Annotated in this window: 9 protein-coding genes; 4 read left to right on the top strand and 5 right to left on the bottom strand. The window is 70.8% G+C overall.

What is annotated here, in order from left to right:
* Nucleotides 1–168: 168 nt before the first annotated feature.
* On the bottom strand, nt 169–1,335 hold the full coding sequence (locus tag EJ913_RS28370) for a glycosyltransferase family 4 protein (RefSeq protein WP_185909983.1): 1,167 nt from the start codon (nt 1,333–1,335) through the stop codon (nt 169–171).
* Nucleotides 1,336–1,462: 127 nt separating this feature from the next.
* Here EJ913_RS28370 and EJ913_RS28360 point away from each other — a divergent pair, with 127 nt between their 5' ends.
* A complete protein-coding gene (locus EJ913_RS28360) occupies nt 1,463–5,296 on the top strand; it encodes a glycosyltransferase (protein ID WP_127004293.1) in 3,834 nt (1,277 codons plus the stop codon).
* On the opposite strand, the gene EJ913_RS28355 is transcribed toward EJ913_RS28360, so the two are convergent.
* A complete protein-coding gene (locus EJ913_RS28355; protein ID WP_244939532.1) occupies nt 5,277–6,695 on the bottom strand; it encodes a tetratricopeptide repeat protein in 1,419 nt (472 codons plus the stop codon). The two genes, EJ913_RS28360 and EJ913_RS28355, sit on opposite strands and share 20 nt — an antisense overlap.
* A 247-nt stretch (nt 6,696–6,942) precedes the next feature.
* On the opposite strand from EJ913_RS28355, the gene EJ913_RS28350 reads away from it, so the two are divergent.
* Both EJ913_RS28350 and EJ913_RS28345 read left to right on the top strand, forming a co-directional pair.
* Nucleotides 6,943–9,660, top strand: coding sequence for a glycosyltransferase (locus EJ913_RS28350; protein ID WP_127004291.1), 2,718 nt, complete (start codon nt 6,943–6,945; stop codon nt 9,658–9,660).
* 2 nt (nt 9,661–9,662) lie between these two features.
* Nucleotides 9,663–11,432, top strand: a complete 1,770-nt coding sequence (locus EJ913_RS28345; protein ID WP_127004289.1) for a tetratricopeptide repeat protein — start codon at nt 9,663–9,665, stop codon at nt 11,430–11,432.
* A gap of 3 nt (nt 11,433–11,435) precedes the next feature.
* Here EJ913_RS28345 and EJ913_RS28340 read toward each other — a convergent pair whose 3' ends face one another.
* Both EJ913_RS28340 and EJ913_RS28335 read right to left on the bottom strand, forming a co-directional pair.
* Nucleotides 11,436–12,977 (bottom strand): tetratricopeptide repeat protein, encoded by a 1,542-nt coding sequence (locus EJ913_RS28340; RefSeq protein ID WP_244939531.1) that lies wholly within the window; start codon nt 12,975–12,977, stop codon nt 11,436–11,438.
* Nucleotides 12,974–15,748 carry an O-linked N-acetylglucosamine transferase, SPINDLY family protein gene (locus tag EJ913_RS28335; protein ID WP_238520306.1) on the bottom strand — a complete coding sequence of 925 codons (2,775 nt, stop codon included), beginning with the start codon at nt 15,746–15,748 and terminating at the stop codon, nt 12,974–12,976. The genes EJ913_RS28340 and EJ913_RS28335 overlap by 4 nt, the downstream gene beginning before the upstream one ends.
* Before the next feature lie 285 nt (nt 15,749–16,033).
* Between EJ913_RS28335 and EJ913_RS28330 the strand changes: the two genes are divergently transcribed.
* Nucleotides 16,034–17,335 (top strand): class I SAM-dependent methyltransferase, encoded by a 1,302-nt coding sequence (locus EJ913_RS28330; protein ID WP_211099062.1) that lies wholly within the window; start codon nt 16,034–16,036, stop codon nt 17,333–17,335.
* Here EJ913_RS28330 and EJ913_RS28325 read toward each other — a convergent pair.
* Nucleotides 17,321–19,210, bottom strand: a complete 1,890-nt coding sequence (locus EJ913_RS28325) for a glycosyltransferase 61 family protein (protein WP_127004283.1) — start codon at nt 19,208–19,210, stop codon at nt 17,321–17,323. The genes EJ913_RS28330 and EJ913_RS28325 overlap by 15 nt on opposite strands.
* Between the last annotated feature and the right edge of the window lie 74 nt (nt 19,211–19,284).

Raw genomic sequence — 19,284 nt, 5'->3', positions numbered from 1 at the left:
CGGACGCGCCAACTTCGATTTGCTGCGCCGTCGCGTCCTCCTCGCAGCCTGATCCACGCAAAGTGCGGGAGAACCAGTTTTCTGCGGCCACCTCTGGCGGGGTGGCATAACAGGAACCAGAACCAAGCTTATTTCAGCCGCAAATCTGTCCGGGAAATGGGGACCAACTCAAGCGGCAGTCCGTACGAAGAATTTGGCGAAAGCGCGCCAACTCCTCTCCTCGCGCATAAAGATCCGCCCCTTTTCGGCGCAGGCCCGTGCCGTGGCCCTGTCGGTGTAGACGCGCTCCAACTGTTCAACCACCTCGTCCACGGCGGATTCGCCCCACCCCCGACGGGCACCCGTGGGATCGGCCACCGGGGTCTGGTTGCGGAGCGGTAGGCAATTGCCCTCATGGATCAGATCGAGATGGCCGGTGTTGGCCGACAGAATCACGGGCACGCCGCAGGCCATCGCCTCCATGGCGACAAGGTTGGTGGCGCCTTCGCAGCGATTGGGGAAAACGGCTGCGTGACAATCGGCTAGGATCGTCGCGATCTGGTGCCTTGCGATGAATCCCATGTCAATGAAGCCCTCGGGCGGCACGCCGTGCGCCATCGCCCATTCCACGATCCGCAGCTTTCCATTTTTGCCGATCATCGGGGGCGTCGGCGTTAACGGGGATTCGGCGATCGTTCCGGAGGTGTGCGGCCAGTAATTGTGCCAAGCGGTGACCAGCAGCGCGTCGGGGTGACGCTCGTGGAAACGGCGAAAGGCGGCCAGCACAATGTCCTGGCCCTTACGGAACTCCAGCTTGCCGCCGGAGAAGATGACGAAGCGGTCGCCGAACCGGCCGGTCGGAGATAGCGGGGGCAGCTCACTTGGATCAATGCCCTGGAACGCGCAACCGACATCCAGGATTCCTTGCTCCAGAAGCAAATCCCGGTTGTAGGTCGAATGCACCACGATTCTGTCATAACCGCGCGCGCGCTCCAATGTGCCGGCGTCGAACCGACTGTCCTCGAAAGCGATCACGCCGACGTTGCAGCTGCCGCGGAAGCGAGCGGATGTCGGCCCCGCCACGAAGCCGTTGGCCAACGCGTGCAGCACGGTCCAGCCCTTGATGGCCACCACCTTGCCCGGAACCTGCTCGGCGATGGCTCCGATGCGCTCATGCCCGATGGTCAGGGCCGTCAGCCTCTCCCGGTTCTCCGGCCGCAGGGTCGCCAGCAGCGGCCGTTCCAGCAAAAGCGGCGGTCGGCCTTGGTCCATCAGGTAAAGCGCCGTGTGCACGCCGACCAGACCCCAGCCATGGATTTCCGAAAGCTGCCAAGTCAAAGCAAGGTTCTGTTCCACGCATAGCCTTTCGACGCGGACCGCGAAGCCGGTTGACCTTCCCGTTGCGGGCTGGTGCTATGCGGTGGGACGTGCCGGCATCCAGCCGGCCCATCATTTAGCGCCGGCCCACCTCGGCCTTCAAGGCATGACCATCAAGATCGCGTTCATAGACCCGACGAAGGGCGACTACACCCCCGAGACGCCGCGCCATCGGCCGCTTGGCGGGTCGCAATCGGCGCTCTGCTACCTCGGGGAGGCGCTGGCCGCCGCCGGCCATTCGATCACGCTCGTCAACGGCACGCGCGCGGCCGTCACCGTGCGCGGGGTGCGCTGCCTGCCCATGGCTTCGGTGAGCCTTGAGGATCTGTGCGCTTTCGACGTCGTGGTGTTTCTGAACGGATGCGATCGAGACTTGCTGCTGCGCCTGCGCGCCAGGATGGGCAGCGCGCGCAAACTGATTCTCTGGACACAGCACGCGGCCGACCAGCCGGCGGTGGCGAACATGGCCGAGGCCGACCTGCGCGACGGTCTGGACGGCATCGCCTTCGTCAGTCGATGGCAGATGGATGGGTATCTGGACGCCTTCCCCATCGATCCGGCGCGCTGCCGGGTGATGCGCAACGGGATCGCGCCAGCCTTTGCCGGCCTGTTCGGGGCAGGCGAGGACATCCTGGCGGCGATCCCCTGGCCACCGGTACTGGCCTACACCAGCACACCGTTCCGCGGCCTCGACGCACTGCTGAACAGCTTTCCGTCGATACGCGCGGCGATTCCCGGAACCCGGCTGCGCGTCTGTTCGAGCCTCGAAGTCTATCAGGTCTCCGAGGAGCGGGATCCCTTCACCGCCCTGTACCAGCGCTGTCGGGAAATCGAAGGGGTGGAGTATATCGGCGGCCTCGGTCAGGTGGCGCTGGCCGGGGTGTTGCGGGAGGCGACCTGCCTTGCCTATCTCAACCGCTTCGCCGAAACCTCCTGCATCGCCGTGCTGGAGGCGCTGGCGGCCGGCTGCCTAGTGGTGTCGAGCCAATTGGGTGCCCTGCCGGAAAGCGGGGCCGGGTTCGCGCGGCTCATCCCCGTGCCGGACGATCCGCAGGAGCACGCGCGGCGCTACGCCGAGGCGACGGTGGCCGCCCTGACCGAGCTGCGGACGGATCCCGCCGCCGGCCGCCGGCTCCGCGCCCAGGTCGACCACGCGAACGCGAAGACACCCTGGGCGGTGCGGGCGCAAGACTGGATCGCCTGGTTCGAGGATTTGCGGACGCCGGCTCCGGCTCCGGTGAGGGCCGCCACGGCGATCACCGCCAAGATCGTCTCCGCCCAGCAGCAGATCATGGAAGCGCTGGGCACCCATTTGAATTCCGGGGGCGACCGCCGGCTGGCCGATCCGGCTTGGCGGGCCGAGGCGCGCGGGATGATCGAGCTGGTGGAGCGTTCGCTCCGCCTCGATCACAACGACGAAGAGGCGCGCACCGGCGTCTGGTCGGCTCTGCGCGGCTACGACGCCTGGCTTTCCTACCAAACCGCGTTGTCCGCGCTACCGCCGCCGTCCCCGCTGCCGCCCGGCGGGCGCCGAATCTTCGACTGCTTCCAGTTCTACAATGAACTGGATCTGCTGGAGGTCCGGTTGGCCGAACTCTATCCGGTGGTGGACCGCTTCGTCCTGGTCGAGGCGACCCACACCCATGCTGGCGCGGCCAAGCCGCTGCATTACGCCGACAACCGGGCGCGTTTCGCGGCTTATGCGGACAAGATCGTCCACATCGTGGTGGCCGAGGATCCGGGTGGCTTCGCCTGGAACCGCGAGGCGTACCAGAGGGACGCGATCCTGCGCGGCCTCGGGGAGTGCCGGCCCAGCGACATGATCCTCATCTCCGACGCCGACGAGATCCTGCGCGCCCCGGTCGTCGAGCGGCTGCGCCGGGAACCGGACGAAGGCGCGACGCTCTTCGCTCCCCATCTCGACATCTTCCTCTATTTCCTCGACCTGAAGGCGCCGGATCCCTGGGTCTCGGTGGCCGCCGCTCCCTGGGAGCTGATCCGCCGCATCGGCGCCAACCGCGCCCGCTACCTGCCCAAGCAGGGGATCGGGCGGGTCGTTCCGGACGCCGGCTGGCACTTCACCTGGATGGGGGGCGCCGACCGTTTCCTCGCGAAGCTGGAGGCTTTCGCTCACCGCGAGATGATCGCCGACTTCGACCGCGATCCACAGATCAACCGGGCTCGGCTCGACCGCTTCTACGCCACCGGCCGTTTCGACGGAGCCGCGCTGCCCGGCATGTGGACGGGCCTTCGGCGTGTGCCCGTCGACGAGCACTATCCGGCCCGCATCCGGAAAGACCTCGCCCGCTTCCGCGATCTCGGCTGGCTCGTCCCGCAAGCGGCCCCCGCGCCGGAGGCCCGGCTTGAGGACGGCCGCGTGCCGGAGAGGCGCGGGGACGGCGCCGAGGCGATCTTGCGCCGGGCAGCGGCCCTCGATCCCACCGACATCGAGGCATTCCACGCGCTTGCCGAGCGGCGGCTGGCGCGGAACGCGATGGCCGAGGCGCTCCGGCCTCTGCGCTGTTGCATCCGGCTGGACCCCGAGGGAAGCTTCCACCTGTTCAAGCTCGCCCACAGCCTGCTCCTGCTTCGCCGGTACGAGGAAGGCTCAGCGGTTCTGAGGGTGTTGATCCGCCGCGAGCCGGAGGACCATCGCGCCTACGGCAACCTCGCGGTCGCGCTGAAGAATCTCGGTCTCCACGGGCAGGCGGTGGCGGTCGGCCGCCAGGCGCTGTCGCTGGCGCCGGCCGATGCGGGCCTGTTGAGGAACCTGGGCCTCGCCCTGTCGATGCGGATCGGGGGGGACGAGGCGGCGGCCAGCGCCCTGTCGCGCGCCATGGTCCTGGAGCCGGCCGATGCCGGGACGCGGATGAACCACGCGCTGGTCCTGCGCAGCCTGCATCGGTTGGACGACGCGGAGGCCGTATGCCGCCGCCTTATCGCGGAGCGGGCGGACGACGCCGGCGCCCACACGCTCCTGGCCACCTGTCTGCTGATGCGGGGCGATCTCGCGCCGGGGTTCCGCGAGTATGAATGGCGCACCCGGTTGGGCGATGGGCAGGTGGAAGCACGCGGTCTGCCGACCCCGCTGTGGGAGGGTGGCGATCCCAACGGCCGGCGCATTCTTCTGCACGACGAGCAGGGGCTGGGCGACGGAATCCAGTTCGCGCGCTACGCGGCGCTGCTTGCCCGGCGCGGCGCCCGCGTGATCGTGGAGTGCAGCGACGCGCTGGCGCAGCTCCTCGCCACGCTGCCGGGCGTGGCGACGGTGGTTGGACGCTCCGCGCCGACCCCGGCGCATGACGCCCATGCGGCCCTGATGAGCCTTCCGCATCTCCTTGGCACGACCCTCGCGACGGTTCCGTCGGAGGTGCCCTACCTCGCGGCCGAACCCTCCCTTGTCGAGAAGTGGCGCGACCGGCTGGGGCCGGTGTGGGCGGGGCTGCGCGCCGGGCCGGCTGTCGGGCTGGTTGTCGGTCTGGTCTGGGCCGGCAACGCGGATCTCCACGAGGATCCGAAGCGCTCGCCGGGGCTGGAACCTCTGCTGCCGCTTCTTGACCTTCCCGGAATCGTCTTCATTTCCCTTCAGAAGGGTGCCGGTCGGGCGGATCTGGAGCGGCTGGGCGGTCGGCTTCCCATGGGCTTCCGCGATGTCGGGGACGCGTTGGACGACCTTGCCGATACCGCGGCCGTCGTGGCGCAGCTCGATCTGGTCATCGCGGTGGACAGCGCGGTCGCCCACCTCGCCGGCGCGCTGGGGCGGCCGGTCTGGACCATGGTGCGCGCGGAGTCCGAGTGGCGGTGGATGCTGGAGCGCACCGACACGCCCTGGTACCCGACCATGCGGCTGTTCCGGCAGAGGCGGGCGGGCGACTGGGGCGACGTCGTGACGGCGCTGCGCAGCGCGCTGCAACGGGCGGTCATAGAGTCCGCGCGGTAGGGGCGTCCCGCTCGGCGCGTCGCCGGACTTCCTCGTGAAGAGCCTCGCGGACGCGCGCGAAGACAGGTGCCCAGTCCAGTTCCGGCCCCTGGCGGAACAGGCGCATCGACGGGTACCAAGGCGTGCGCTCTCCGGTGAAGCCGTAGACCCAGTAGGGCACGTGCTGCACGAGGTTCCAGATGGGGGTGCCGAGCGAGCCGGCCAGATGCGCGACCGAGCTGTCGGTCATGATGACCAGATCCAGCCGCTCGATCATCGCCGCGGTGTCGGCGAAATCCTCCACATGGGGGCCGAGCGGCACCACCAGCCGGCCTGCCGGGCCGAGCGCGTCCAGTTCGGCCTCCTGCGGTCCTTTCTGAAGGCTGTAGAGCCGCACCCCCGGAATTTCGGCGAGGCGCAGGAACGGCGCCAGCCTCGTGGCGCGCCAGGCGTTGTCGGCGAAAGTGGACCGGCCCGACCAGACCATGCCCACGCGCAGCGTTCCCGGCTCCCGCTCCCCCAGCCGCCACGCGGCTTTCTCCCGCGCCTCGACCGGAACGGTGAGCGGCACCGGCGGCGGCACGGAGGCGAGCGTCGTGCGGAACAGCATAGGCAAGGTCATTTGCGACACCTCGACGTCGCAGGACGGCGCTGGGGCTCCCCATGCCACCCATTCGTCCGGGTCGAGCCCGGAAAACACGCGTCGCAATTCCGAATGGCATTCGTAAACCAGCCGGCCGCCGGCCTTCTTGACCATCGGCAGGTAGCGGGCCACCAGCAGGGCGTCGCCGAAGCCCTGTTCGGTCGTCACGAAGACGCGGCGCCCGTCCAATTCCTGTCCGTTCCACGGCGGCGCCGAGGGTCGTCGCGCGTGATAGGACGGAATCTGCCGGCGCGCCTCGTAATCGTCGAAGCCATGCACATAGTCGCCGATCTGCAACCGCGTCAGCGCCCGTTCCCACCGCAGGAGCGCCGTCGGCTCACCGTTTTCGCTGCTGGCGAGGTTGATCGCCGCCAGCGCTTCGGCGTAGCGCCCCGCCTTGCGGAAGGCGACCGCGCGGTTGAACAGGATCGTCCCGTTGCCGGGCTCGCGCCGGAAGGCCTCCTCCTGCGCCGCGACTCCTTCGGCAAGACGTCCGGCTTCGGTCAGCGCGTTGCCGAGGTTGCTCCAGACGCTCCAGTTGTCGGGTGCATGCTCCAGCCCGCGACGGTGGCAGGCGATGGCTTCCTCCAGCTTTCCGGCGCGGCGAAGCAGCAGGCCCAGAATGCTCCATGCCTTCGCGTCGGACGGATCGGCGTCGAGCGCCGCCTCCGCGGACCGGCGGAGCTGGTCATCGCCCATGGACCGGCGAAGTTGGTCATCCTGATCGTGAGCCCTGTCGGCATCATCCGTTTCGACGTGCATGCTGAACCGTTCCATGGGGCCAAGTTGCTCCACGCTCGCGCCGGGGGCGGTTGTCGCGGTCCTGCCTTGAAGGCCTGCGCGCGCGGGCGCCCGATGCATGCGCGATGGACCCTTTCGGCCAGGAGGCCTATACCATAGCACCCCGCCACCACCGGCATGAAGGTCGTAGGCTTTTGCGAAGTGCGACGTGGACCTGCGAGTCCGGGATCAACGCTGACGGCGGCGCCTTCGCGGCGCCCTGGGCGCGGGCGGTGACCGGCCGATGACGGACGATCCCGATCCGGTGAGGACGCATCGGCGGGCGCTGGCCGCCGATCCGGCGGAGGCCCTGTCCTGGCAGCGCTTGGCGCTGGAGGTGTACCAAGCCGGCGAAGGGCCGCGGGCCCTGTCGCTTTTCATCCGCGCCGCCCGGCTGCATGGGGATGGCGCCGTGCTGGAACGGCAGGTCGAGCGGGTGATCACCCCCGCCCTCAACCAAGCCGTGGTGCTGATGCAGAACGGGCGGATCGACGAGGCGGCCACGCTCATCGAACCCTTGGCCGAAATCGTCGCGCCTCGCGGCGATTTTGCGCATGTTCTCGGCGTTCTGCGCCTGATCCAGGGACGCGACGACGAGGCCGTGCGTTTCCACGCCGCGTCCCGGATGGACGGCAACGGCCTCGGCGTCGCCCTGGCCGGGATCGCCCGCCATCGGACCGACTACGACTTCATCGGCACGGTCGTGATTCCGGTCCACCGGATGGAGGACACGATCGAACGGGCGCTCGACAGCGTCCTGGCGGCGGTCCGGCATCACCGCGCCGCGTCCGGCGAGGCCGGCGCGCAGGTCCATGTCTGCGTCGTGGACGACGCTTCCCCCGACGACAGCGTGGCGCGGGCGTTGCGTTGGGCGCGGGCGCATCCGGAACAGAGCGTCGCGGTCATCGCCAACAACCGGAACCGGGGTGCGGGGCGGACACGCAACGCGGGCGCCGCCGCCGCGCTGGGCCGCTATCTCTGGTTCCTCGATGCCGACGATCACTATCTGGAACGGCACCTCTTCCTGACGATCCGGGCTTTGGACGCGGCCCCCGAGATGGGCTTCGTCCGCACCGGCATCCTCTTCGACGAAATTGACGCCGAGATCACCCCGGATTGGCGGCAGGCCTCGGAGAACTGCTATCCCGGCAATCTCTGTGTCCGCCGCGATTGCCACGACCGGATCGGCGGCTTTCCGGAGGAGGCGCCGTTCCACCCGGCGGTCGCCGACGATGTTGCGTACAGCCGCGCCTTGCACAGCCGGTTCGGCGGGCTGAAGTTCCCCGAGAAGACCGTCCGCTACACCATGCGGCCGGGCAACGCGCTGGAGCGGCAGCGGGCCGAGATGACCGGCGGCCCCCTTGCGGCGGAACGCCAGCAGCCGGACAGCCGCTTCGTGGCCATCGAACTCCTGACCCAGCGCCGTCTCTACAGCTTGGCGACCGACGGGACACGTAGGCCGCCGTCGCCGCCGATGGAGGCCGCCGTCTGGCTGGAAAAGGGGAAGGAACTGGTCCGTGACCGGCAGCCGGAGCCCGCCGTTGCCGTGCTGGTCCGGGCGGCGGCCCTCGATCCCGCCGACGCGACGGTCTGGTTCGAGCTGGGGTTGGCGGCGAACGGGCTCAAGCGCGACGCCTTGGCGCTCCGCGCGTTCCAGGCGGTGGCGAGCCTTCACCCGGACGCGGGAGGGGCGCGCTTCAACCTCGCCTCCCTGCGGTTCGAGCAGGGCGCCCTCGATCCGGCCGCCCGCCATCTGCGCGACGCGCTGGCGCTCCGGCCGGAGCACGGCGGCACCCTGTTCCTGCTGGGGCGGACGGAGCGGCGGCGGGGGCAGGCGGGCGTCGCGCACGGGATTCTCGGCCGCGCCGCGCGGGTCGCGCCGAATTTGGGGGAGGTCCGCGCGGAGCGGGCGGAAGCGGCGCTGGGCCTCGGCCGCGCGGCGGAGGCGGCGGAGCAGGCACGGCGTGCGCTGGCCCTCGCGCCCGCCCTGTTCGACGGCCACACCGCCCTTGCCGGCGCCCTGGAGGCGCTCGGCCGGCCGGATGCGGCGCTGCCGGGCTGGGAGCGGGCGATCCTCTGCAACGCGGGCCGTGGGGAGGCCTTCACCCGGCGCGCCGTCAATCTGCTCGTCCGGCGGTACGGGCGGCCGCCCGCGCCGACGCCGAGGGCGGTGGCGGGGCGCCGGCTCGCCTCGACCCCGCTCGGCCAGCATGGCCGGTTCGGCAACCAGCTTCTGCAATACGGGGTCCTGCGCCTGTACGCGGCGCGGCATGGTCTCACCCTGGAAGTGCCGCCTTGGCCGGGGCGTCATCTTTACGGGCTGGACGATCCGCTTCCCGGTCCGGCCTTGCCCCGTCTGCCGGAGCGGGAGGTCGAGGCCAGCGTCATGGCGTCGCTCGGCGACACGGGCGGCGCGGTGCTGGCCGACCGGGACGTCACCGCCTATTTCTGCGGCGACACCCGCCTCCTTGCACCGCATCGGGAGACGTTCCGAGGCTTCTTCGCGCCGGGACCGCAAATCCGGCCCTGGGCGGACGCGCTGACCGGCCGCCTGCGCGCGGCCGGCCGCACGGTGGTGGCCTTGCACATCCGGCGCGGCGACTTCGGCTGGGGTCCCTTCTGGATGGCGCCGGAATCCTGGTACCTGCGTTGGCTGGACACGGTCTGGCCCGGCCTGGACCAGCCGGTTCTCTATGTCGCGACGGACGACCCGCGCTGCCTTTCCGCTTTCGCCGCCTACCGGCCGCTCTGTGCGCGGGATGTGGCGGAGCCGATCCCCGGAGCGGAGTTCCTCACCGATTTCCATGTCCTGTGCGAGGCCGATCTGGTGGCGGTGTCCAACAGCAGCTTTTCCTTCGTGGCGACCATGCTGAACCGGCGCGCCCGAAGCACTGTCCGCCCCGACAAGGCCCGGCAGGCGCTTCTTCCCTATGACCCCTGGTCCAGTCCGGTCCTGCTGTGACGATGGAAGCCAGCCACTCCGACGCGACGCTGCAAGCCGCGATCGCCCACCACGCCGCCGGCCGCGCGGCGGAAGCGGAGAGCGCGTACCGGGCGGTGCTGGCCGCCGATCCCGGCCACCCCGGCGCCCTGCATCTGCTGGGGGTGCTGGCGCTTCAGCACGGACGGCCGGCGATCGCCGCACAGCTCATCGGGGAATCCGTCCGTCGGAACCCCGGCAACCCGGCTGGCCATTCCAGCCTCGCCCGCGCCTTGCGCCAGCTCGGTCAGCTCGGCACGGCACGGGCGAGCGCACGCCTGGCGCTGGCGCTGGATCCCGCCTCTCCCGACGGTCTCGACACCCTTGCCGACATCCTGTCCGATCGGGGGGAGCATGACGCCCTGGCGGACACGCTCGGTCACCGGCTGGCGCTCACCCCATGGGTGACGGAACCGAGGCTGAGACAGGCCCACGCGCTCCTCTTCGCCGGCCGGAACGAGGAGGCACGCGAGGCGCTGATGGCGCTGCTCGGCATGACGCCTCTGTCGGTGGCGGGATACACCAACCTGGGCGTGGCGCTGCGCCGGCTCGGGCGGTTGGAGGAGGCGATCGCCGCCTACCGCAGCGCGCTGGGCTTCGCGTCCGGAGAGCCGGGAACCCTCAACAACCTCGGCATCACCTTTCAGGATCTCGGCCGCTACGAGGAGGCCGCCGCCTGTTTCCGCCTGTCCATCGTGGAGCAGCCGGACGGTTCCCACGCCCATCTCAACCTCGGCCTCGTCGCGCGCGACGAGATGCGGGTGGACGAATCCATCCGTCTGGCGCGTCGCGCCGCCACGCTGGCTCCGGCGCTGGCCGAGGCGCACACGGCTCTGGGCCACGGCCTCCTGATCAAGGGCGAGTTCCGCGAGGGGTTCGCGGAGTATGAATGGCGGTCCCGCATGGCGGACTTCGCCTCGCCCCGACGCGACTTCGCCTCGCCCGTCTGGGACGGATCGCCGCTCGCGGGCCGCACCGTGCTGGTTCATGACGAGCAGGGGGTGGGGGACACCATCATGTTCGCGCGCTACGCCGCGCTGCTCCAGGCGCAGGGTGCGCGGGTGTTCCTGGATTGCGGCGGGCCGCTCGTCCGGTTGCTTTCGTCGATGCCGGGGATCGCCGGCGTCGTTCCCCGCCACGATCCGGCGCCGCCGCATGATTTCCACGTGTCGCTGGCGAGCCTGCCGCACCGGTTGCGCGCCACCCTCTACACCATCCCCGCGCCGGTCGCTTATCTGCGGGCCGAAGCGGCGCTGGTGGAAAGCTGGCGCGCGCGGCTCGGTCCACGGCGCGGTCTCCGCATCGGGCTGGTCTGGGCCGGCAATCCGGAGTTCAAGAGCGACCGGCTGCGTTCCCCCGGCCTCGCGGCGTTCCGGCCCCTGCTCGATCTGCCGGGAGTCTCGGTCTACGGTCTCCAGAAAGGGGCGGGGCGGGGCGATCTGGATCGGTGCGGGCCGCTGCCGGCGAGCTTCGTCGATCTGGGCGCGGACATCGCCGACCTCGCCGACACGGCGGCGATCATGGACAGCCTTGATCTCGTCGTCAGCTCCTGCACCGGACCGGCCCATCTCGCCGGCGCGCTCGGCCGGCCGGTCTGGACCGTGCTGCCCTTCGCGCCGGACTGGCGGTGGCTGGAGCACGGCGTCTGCACGCCCTGGTACCCGACCATGCGCCTGTTCCGGCAGGAGCGGCGCGGCGACTGGAGCGCGGTCGTGGCGCGGCTCTGCGGGGTGCTGGAGGGCCTTTCCGGCTGAAGCTCAAGGAGTCCAGGGCCGGAACGGGCGGATGCGCCGTGCCATCATATCCGGCTCGACGAAGATCCGGGCGCGCCGGTTGAGCCGGGCGGCGAGCTGGCTGAAGCCGCTGGCGGCGCTGATGCCGACCACATCGGCCTGGGTCAGCACGTGGAAGTCCTGGAGATACTCCAGGTGGGGCCAGTCCGGCGCCAAATCCTCCCGGGCCAGCGGCCGGAACTCGGCGAAATCCCGGCGCACCGCCGGCAGGTCGTCGCTGGCCAGATAGAGCACCGGCCGGTCGAGTTGGGGCCACAGCGCGCGCAGCCAGTCCACGTACCAGGCCGCGTCGGTGATGGGGTAGCCGAGCGGGACGAAGTCACCGCGCCGCAGGTGCAGCGCCACCACCGTGGCGCCCTCGGCCCGGAGCCGCTCGACCGCCGGGTCGAGCCAGGGTGCCCAGACCGGACGCGGCCGCAGCCAGGACTGCACACGCTCGCGCTGGCTCTCCTTGTGGTCGAAGAGAAACAGGGGCGAGAGGATGTCGCGGTCCAGAACGGGCGCCGGGGCCGCTGCGCCGCCGGCCACCAGCCCGTTGAGGAGATTGCGGGCGAAGGGCAGGGGCGGCAGCGGCCTGCTCTGGGGAGGATCGTCCAGGGTGAAGAACGCGCCGCCCACCCAGTCCGGGGTTTCCAGCACGAGGCCGTGCGTCTCGGCGTAGAGCCGCAGAAGGATGTATTCGAGAACGTTGTGGGCGAAGCGGCCCCGGCTGGCCAAGGAGGAGGAGGTGATGCGCGGAACGGGCCTGCTGTCCGGGGACGGCCGCCTCAGCCGCAGGCCCCGGCCGGCAAGCGTGACCCGCAGCATGGCCAGCGACCGGATCGTGAAGAACCAGCCGTGGTCGCCCTGGATGCGCGCCAGACGCGCGGCGGCCGCGTCGGGCGCGTTCTCCTGGAGGTCCAGCGCGGCGAGCGCCGTCAGGCATTCGGCGGGGTAGGTGCGGCCCGCCAGCGGCATGTCCATGAGATGGGTAAACAGCGCGCGCGCCGGACCCAGCGCGCCACGCCGGACGAGGAGCCCGCTCAGATGCTCGATGGCGGAGGCGGCATCGGTTTCCGGTAGGGACAGGCTGTCGAGCAGGAGGTCTTCCGCCTCGCCTTGCCGGCCGAGCGCGTCCAGCATGCCGGCGATGCGCGTGTGGGCCAGCCCGAGCCCGAGCTGGGCCGCGCGCTCGTAGGCGCGGAGCGCCCCCTCGGGATCGTCGCCCTGGCTGGCGTTGCCGAGATTGTACCAGCATTCCGGCGTCGCGGGCCCGAGCGCCAGCGCCAGACCCAGCCGCGCCCGCGCCTCCGCGTGGGCCCCCTCGTCGAGGAGGCCGTTGCCCAGGTTCATGTGGGCGGGCAGGAAGCCGGGCTCGGCCCGGATGGCTCGCCGCAGGCTGTCCTGCGCCTCATCGAGCCTCCCGGCTTGGCGCAGGGCCAGCCCCAGCGCGTGATGAGCTTCGGCGGAGCCGGGATTGAGGCGAGTGGCGCGCTCCAGCGCCGGGATGGACGCGGCGCTCCTCACGATGGCTCCACCGTGAAGGCTTGCGGCGGCAGACCGGCCGCGTGGCGCTCCCACATGGTCCGGTAGGCGCGCTCCAGGTTTCGAGTGAAGCGCGGGCTGTCGAACAGGGGCGCCGTGGCGCGCCCGGACTCCAGCCGGTGTCGGTAGACGGCCAGCGTCGCCGGCTCCCCGGCCAGCCGCACCGCCCGCTCCTCGTATTCGGCGAAGGAGCGGGTGACCGTCTCCGGCAAGCCGGCCGCGTGCAGCAGGCTGGCCGCGACGCTGGAGGCGAAGGTCTCCCCCCGCGTCGTGAGCACGGGCAAACCCATCCACAGGGCGTCGGAGGTGGTGGTGTGTCCGGTGTAGGGGAAGCTGTCGAGCGCCAGATCGGCAAGCCGGTAGCGGGCGAGGTGCTCGGCCTGCGGGCGGTGGGGGGCGAAGACCAGCCGTGCCGGATCGACGCCATGGCGCGCCGCCTCCATCCGCAGGTTGGCGGTGGCATCCTTTCCGGCCTCCAGGAGCCAGAGCGTCCCGCCCGGTACGCGGCGCAGGATGCGCATCCAGAGGCCGAACAGGACCGGGTCGATCTTGAAGGCGGCGTGGAAGGCGCAGAAGACGACGCCCTCGGCGGGCAGGCCGCAGGCCGCGCGCGTCGGCACGGGGGCGTCGGCCGGCCGGCGGCGATCGTTGACCTGATAGCTGTCGGGCATCCGCACCAGCCGTTCGCGGTAGAAGGGCTGATGCTCGGGCGGGGTGACAAAGCGGTCGCCGATCGCGTAATCCATCAGATCCGCGCCCGAGCTTCCCGGATAACCCAGATAGGCCACCTGGACGGGCGCCAGCCGCCGCGTCAGCAGCGTCAGCCGGGCGTCCCGGGTGTAGCCCTTGAGATCCACGAGGATGTGGATGTCGTCCTCGGCGCACAGAGCCGCGACCTTCTCGGCATCGGCGTGCCGCAGGTCGCGGAAGCGGTCGAAGCCGGCCTCCAGCCGCCGCCGCATGGGGCTTCCGTCGTCCTCCCCATAGGAATAGCCGAAGACGCCGAAGCGCGTCCGGTCGTGCAGTTCGAAGAGTTCCGCCGTCAGATGGGCGGTGGCGTGTTCGTGGAAGTCGGCGGAGAGATAGGCGATGTTCAGCCGTCCCCCGGAGGCGACGGGCCGCCGCATGGCCGGAGCCGCCGTGGCCGGCCCGACGAACGCGCGATGGAAGCGGCGGGCCGCGCGGTCCTGCTGCGCCGGGCTGGTGCCGATGAGCAGGCTCAACAGCGGCAGCACGACCCCCTGGTCACGGTCGATGGTCTCCACCAGCCGGCGGCACGTCTCCGCGTGGCTCCGCCAGTCGCAGATGGACAGGCTCGCGAACAGGCGGTCGCAGAGGAATTCCGTCCGTTCCGGGGCAAGCCGATGGGCATGGTCGTAGCCCTGGGCGGCCCGTGCCGTCCGCTTCGCCGCACGCAGGCTGTGGGCGTTCTCGCGCCATGCGTCGGCCGAATCCGGCTGGAGCGCCAGCGCCCGCCTGTGGGCGTCCAGCGCCTCCCCATTCCGCCGCTCGTCCCGGAGCAGGGTGCCGAGCCGGGTGAAGGGCAGGGCGTCCGGCTCGAGGCGGAGGGCGCGCCTGGTCAGGGTCGCGGCGAGGCGGGGGCGGGCTTGGTGTTCCAACAGGGCGAGGTTGTTGAAGGCATCCGCGAGATCCGGCTGCAAGGCGATGGCGGCGGCGAAGCACCGCCGCGACTCCTCCAGCCGCCCCAACGAAAAATCCACCACCCCCAGCAGGAAGGCCGCCGCCGGCTGGTCGGACGAAGCGGCGAGGATCGCCCGGCACAGCGCGGCGCTCTCCTCGGGCTTCCCTTGCTGGTAGAGGGCGAAAGCCCGGCCCAGCGCGTTTTCCGGCCGCTCCACCGGCTTGGCCATGGGCTTGAAGACCGGCGTTCCGGCCGGCGGCCCGTGGCTGAGCGGGCGCACGACCGTGCCGCCGTCGGGCGTGGAGAGGGTGTGCGGGTCCTGCTTGCGGGGCAGGGGGTAGCCCGCCAGATGCAGGATGCCGAGCGGAGCGTGGGGAAGCTCCGGCTCCAGCAGCAGCCGGCCGTCTCCGGAGCTGAAGGGCGTGGCCCGAAAGCAGATCCAGTTGCAGCGCGCCGGCAACTGGCTGAACGGCAGCCCGCCGGTGCGCAGGGCGAGGTTCAACGCGACCTGCTCGCTGACGAAGAGCACGGTCCGGCGGAGGGACTCCGCCAGCAGGCGCGCCCAGAGCGCCCAATGCGGCGCGTCGCGGCGCGCGGCGAAGACGCCGCAGTTCAGCAGCGGGTAGGCGAAGAGCCGGCGCGCCGTGGCCTCGTCGAAGCAGGCCTTGTACCAGTCATGGAGATGGTGGACGTAGGGCGCGCCGTCGTAGAAGGGCGTGTAGGTGCGGTCGAGCTCCGGCACGATGGCGAAGCCGGTCGCCGCCGCGCCCGCCAGCAGCAGGTCGATGGCCGACCAGTCCTGCACCCAGCAATCGGCGTCCAGCCACAGGATGACGGCGGCGTCGGGAACGTGCCTGGGGAGATGCGGGCGCGACACCATCGCCTTGAAATACTCCGGCATCGGCCGGTCGAAGGGGTGGTCCCAGCCGGGCGCCGCCAGCCGAGCCCCTTCGCTGGTCAGCCAGCGCCGTTCCTCCGCCCCGAGCCCGAGGTCGAGCACGGTGATGGGGACCCCGCCCCCCTGCGGAAAGGCACGGACCGAGCGGACGAGTCCCTGGAGCAGCGGGAAATAGGCGTTGTCGCCGGCCGTCGCGATCGCGAAGGGATGCACCGGTCAGCCCCCGGCCGACGTTCCTCGCCCGCGGCGGGGGAGGAACTGGAGAAGAAAGACGTGTGCCAAGCGGGAACCGGCGGTGTATTCCATCTGTCCCCTCTTTCCGGAACCGATCAGGGGAGCGACCCTGCATCATCGGCCGGGACTTGGCAATCCTGCGGGCGTCTCGGTCCGCCAGCGCGTTCCACCCCCTGGTCCGTGTCTCCTCCCCACGCTCGTCGAGGTCTCGGTATGTCCCTTCGCCCGCGACAGACTTGCCGGGTCTGCGGTTCGCCGGTCCTGGTGCCGGTCATCGATCTCGGCCCCCAGGTCCTGCAGGGAGCCTTCGCCAAGCCGGGGCGAACGGTGCCGGCCGGGGTGGCCTTTCCCATGCGGCTCGTGCGTTGCGGAGCCGACCGGGATCCGGCGGCCTGCGGGCTGTTGCAGACCGCCGCCAGCGTGCCTCCCGAATTGCTATACCGAACCTATTGGTACCGGTCGGGCCTCAACACGACGATGCGCGACCATCTGCGTGGCATCGCCGAGCAGGCCGGGGCGCTGGCCGGCCTCCTGGCGCCGGCGGTGCTCGACATCGGCTGCAACGACGGGACCCTGCTCCTCTCCTACCCTGCGGCGTCGGTGCGCGTCGGGGTCGATCCGTCCGACATCGCCGCCGGGCTCGAAGGCGACGTCACCGTCGTCAACGCCTTCTTTCCATCCGAAGCCGCGCTGGGGGAACTCGGCGGGGCCCGGTTCGACGTTGTGACCTCCATCGCCATGTTCTACGACATCGAGGATCCATGCGGGGCGGCCGTCGCGATCGCCCGGCTGCTCGCTCCGGACGGGCTGTGGGTGCTGGAGTTGTCCTACCTGCCGCTCATGCTGCTGCGGAACGCCTTCGACACGGTCTGCCACGAGCATCTGGAGTATTACAGCCTCGCCGTGCTGGAGACCGTCGCGCGGCGGGCCGGGCTGCGGATTTTCCGGGCGGAGATCAACGGGATGAACGGCGGCAGCATTCGCTGCTTCGTCTGCCACGCCGCGAACGACCGGTTCGGCACGGCGCAGGACCGGGCCTTTCTGGAGGCGCTGCGGCGGCGGGAGGCGGCGATGGGGCTGGCGACAGACCATCCCTACCGTGCCTTCCAGACGCGGGCGGAGGCCCTGCGGGAGGAGTTGGTCGGCCGGCTGCGCGCCGTCCGCGACGGGGGGGGGCGGGTGCACGTCTATGGTGCCTCCACCAAGGGCAACGTGCTTCTGCAATGGTGCGGCATCGGCCGGGATCTCGTCGAGTGCGCCGCCGACCGCAACCCCGACAAGGTCGGTGCCGTCACGCCGGGCAGCGGCATCCCGATCGTCTCGGAGTCGGAATCCCGCTCGCTACGGCCCGACCTCTACCTGGTGCTGCCCTGGCATTTCCGTCGCGAGTTCCTGGAGCGCGAGCGCGCGATGGTGATGGGCGGAACCAAGCTGCTGTTTCCGCTGCCCGGCGTCGAAATCGTGGAGGCGGGGAACTTCGAGCAAGCGCTGGCCCGCCCGGACGGCGTGGAGGCGCTGCTGTTGGGGGATGAGGAGGAACGGGACGGCGGCTCACCCCGGTCCTGATCCTGAAGGGTGAGCCGGAATCTCGTCCAACAGTCGGCCAAGCGCGTCGGGGTCGATCCGCACGGGGATGTCGAGCCGGGCGAGCAGGTCGTCGGGCCGGCCGGCGGGATCGTCGGTGAAATGGCCGGCCAGATGGTGGAAACGGCCGAGCAGCGGAGTCTGCACGCCCATCTGCGGGTTCCAGCGGGAGTCCGGATGGAAGAAGTCCGGGTTGCAGAGATGCACCCATTGCCCGCCCGGCGGCAGGAAGACTTGGTTGGCGGTGGCCGCCCCGACCGGGGCCACCACCACCTCCGCCTCCGCCATCAGCCCGATCGTTTCCAGCACGCCAAGCCGTTCCGGCTGCACCGTCTCGAAGCCCCGGTCTGCCAGCAGGGCCGCTACCTCGGCGTCGTTGGCGATGCGGTGCTTGGGCGCCGCGCCGCGCCGCGACAGGTAGAGGCGCCGCGTCGGCGGCCCATCGCCGCGCCATTGCGGCAGCAGGCGTTCCCGCAGCCAGCGATAGGCGGCGGGGTAGGGAACGGCCGACGGCACCGCCGCCCGGCTCAGGCGGTAGAGGACCTGGGCGCCGTCCAGACCCATCAGTTCCCGCGCGTCGATGATCTGTTCGGCGGGGAGGCCGGCCAGTTGAAGCATCTCCCGATGGTAGGGCCGCACGTCGAAGAGAAGCACCGGCAGGGCGCGGGTCTCGGCCACTCGCTCCCGCACCATCAGCCTCGGTAGCACCTCGACAAGGAAATGCCAGTAATTCGGGGTGGAGGGGAGAAAGAACACCGGCTGGTCGATCGCCACCGTCCGGTAGAGCGGGCGGGGCAGACGGAAGGCGCCCGCTATGGCGCCGGGCGTCACGCCGACCAGCGGCACGCGGGGACCATGCACGACCGTGTCAGCCACCTCGCGCAGCAGGAAACGCCGGCCGGCCAGCAGGTGGCTTTCGTAATTGTCCTTGACGTAGAAGCCTTGGACGACCTCGACCTCCGCGTCGAGCGCCACGCCCACCGGCTCCCGCGCCAGTACCGGCAGCCGGTCGATCTGGGGGCGCAGCCAAGGGGGGCTTGCCGATACCAGCGTCTGGCCGGGCTCCTGGGATGGGGCTTGCCATATCTCGTGGCGGAAGCCGGCGGCGGCGCACCAAGCGGGGAAGGGCAGCAGGGACAGAGTGAAGCGGTCGATGTCCTGAGGCCGGACCTCGGGGAAGTCGATCGGATCCTTGATCGCCAGAAATTCCATGGCGAGGGCCGGGCGCCCGACGACCAGCGCCACGCGCACGAGCCGTTCCAGCAGGTCGCGAAGGACTCCGGTGACGGCGGGCGCTTCCCGCAGGAGGGCGAGTGCCTGTTCGCAGAGGGTGGCGGCGCCCTCCAGATCCCCGCGGCCGAACGCGCGGGCGGCGGCGCGCTCGCAGAAGCCGACGTAGGTTTCCCGCAGGGGCAGGAAGCCGGGAGCCCGCGCGATGCCCTGCCGCATCCAGGCGACCGCTCCCGGCTCGTTGCCGGTCTGGCCGTGCAGCAGTGCCAGCGCGAGGTGGGTTTCCCCGTCGTCGGGCCGCAGGGCCAGGGCGCGCCGGTGGTGCCGGCAGGCCGCCAGCGGCCGGCCGGCGGCCTGCTCCAAGATGGCGAGGTTGCGGTGGGCGTCGAAGAAGGCGGGAGCCAGCGCCGCCGTGACGGTGAAGAGAGCGCCCGCCGCGTCCAGGCGGCCCTGCCCGAACGCGATGGTACCGAACAGGCAGCGGGTCTCCGCCTGCTCCGGCAGGGCACGCAGGATCGAGCGGCAGAGATCGCCCGCCTCCCCGGCGCGACCGGCCTGATGGAGCGCGAGCGCCCGGTCCAGGGCTTCGGCGAGCGTGATGGCGCCTTGCGGCGGAGCGGCTTCCATCCGACAATGGTTAGCATTGGCCGCCGGCCCGCCGACAGGGCTTTTCCGGATGGCGCTTTTTTCTGCGGCGTCCG

This window comes from Azospirillum doebereinerae (assembly GCF_003989665.1).
GTDB classification, from domain to species: Bacteria; Pseudomonadota; Alphaproteobacteria; order Azospirillales; family Azospirillaceae; genus Azospirillum; species Azospirillum doebereinerae.
The sequence above is the reverse complement of the archived record's forward strand: the minus strand, read 5'-3'. Positions and strand labels throughout refer to the sequence as shown.

Excerpts from the sequence above, each read along its gene's own strand:
- EJ913_RS28360 (WP_127004293.1), top strand. The coding sequence starts at position 1,463 with ATGACCATCAAGATCGCGTTCATAGACCCGACGAAGGGCGACTACACC.
- EJ913_RS28355 (WP_244939532.1), bottom strand. The coding sequence starts at position 6,695 with ATGGAACGGTTCAGCATGCACGTCGAAACGGATGATGCCGACAGGGCT.
- EJ913_RS28350 (WP_127004291.1), top strand. The coding sequence starts at position 6,943 with ATGACGGACGATCCCGATCCGGTGAGGACGCATCGGCGGGCGCTGGCC.
- EJ913_RS28345 (WP_127004289.1), top strand. The coding sequence starts at position 9,663 with ATGGAAGCCAGCCACTCCGACGCGACGCTGCAAGCCGCGATCGCCCAC.
- EJ913_RS28325 (WP_127004283.1), bottom strand. The coding sequence starts at position 19,210 with ATGGAAGCCGCTCCGCCGCAAGGCGCCATCACGCTCGCCGAAGCCCTG.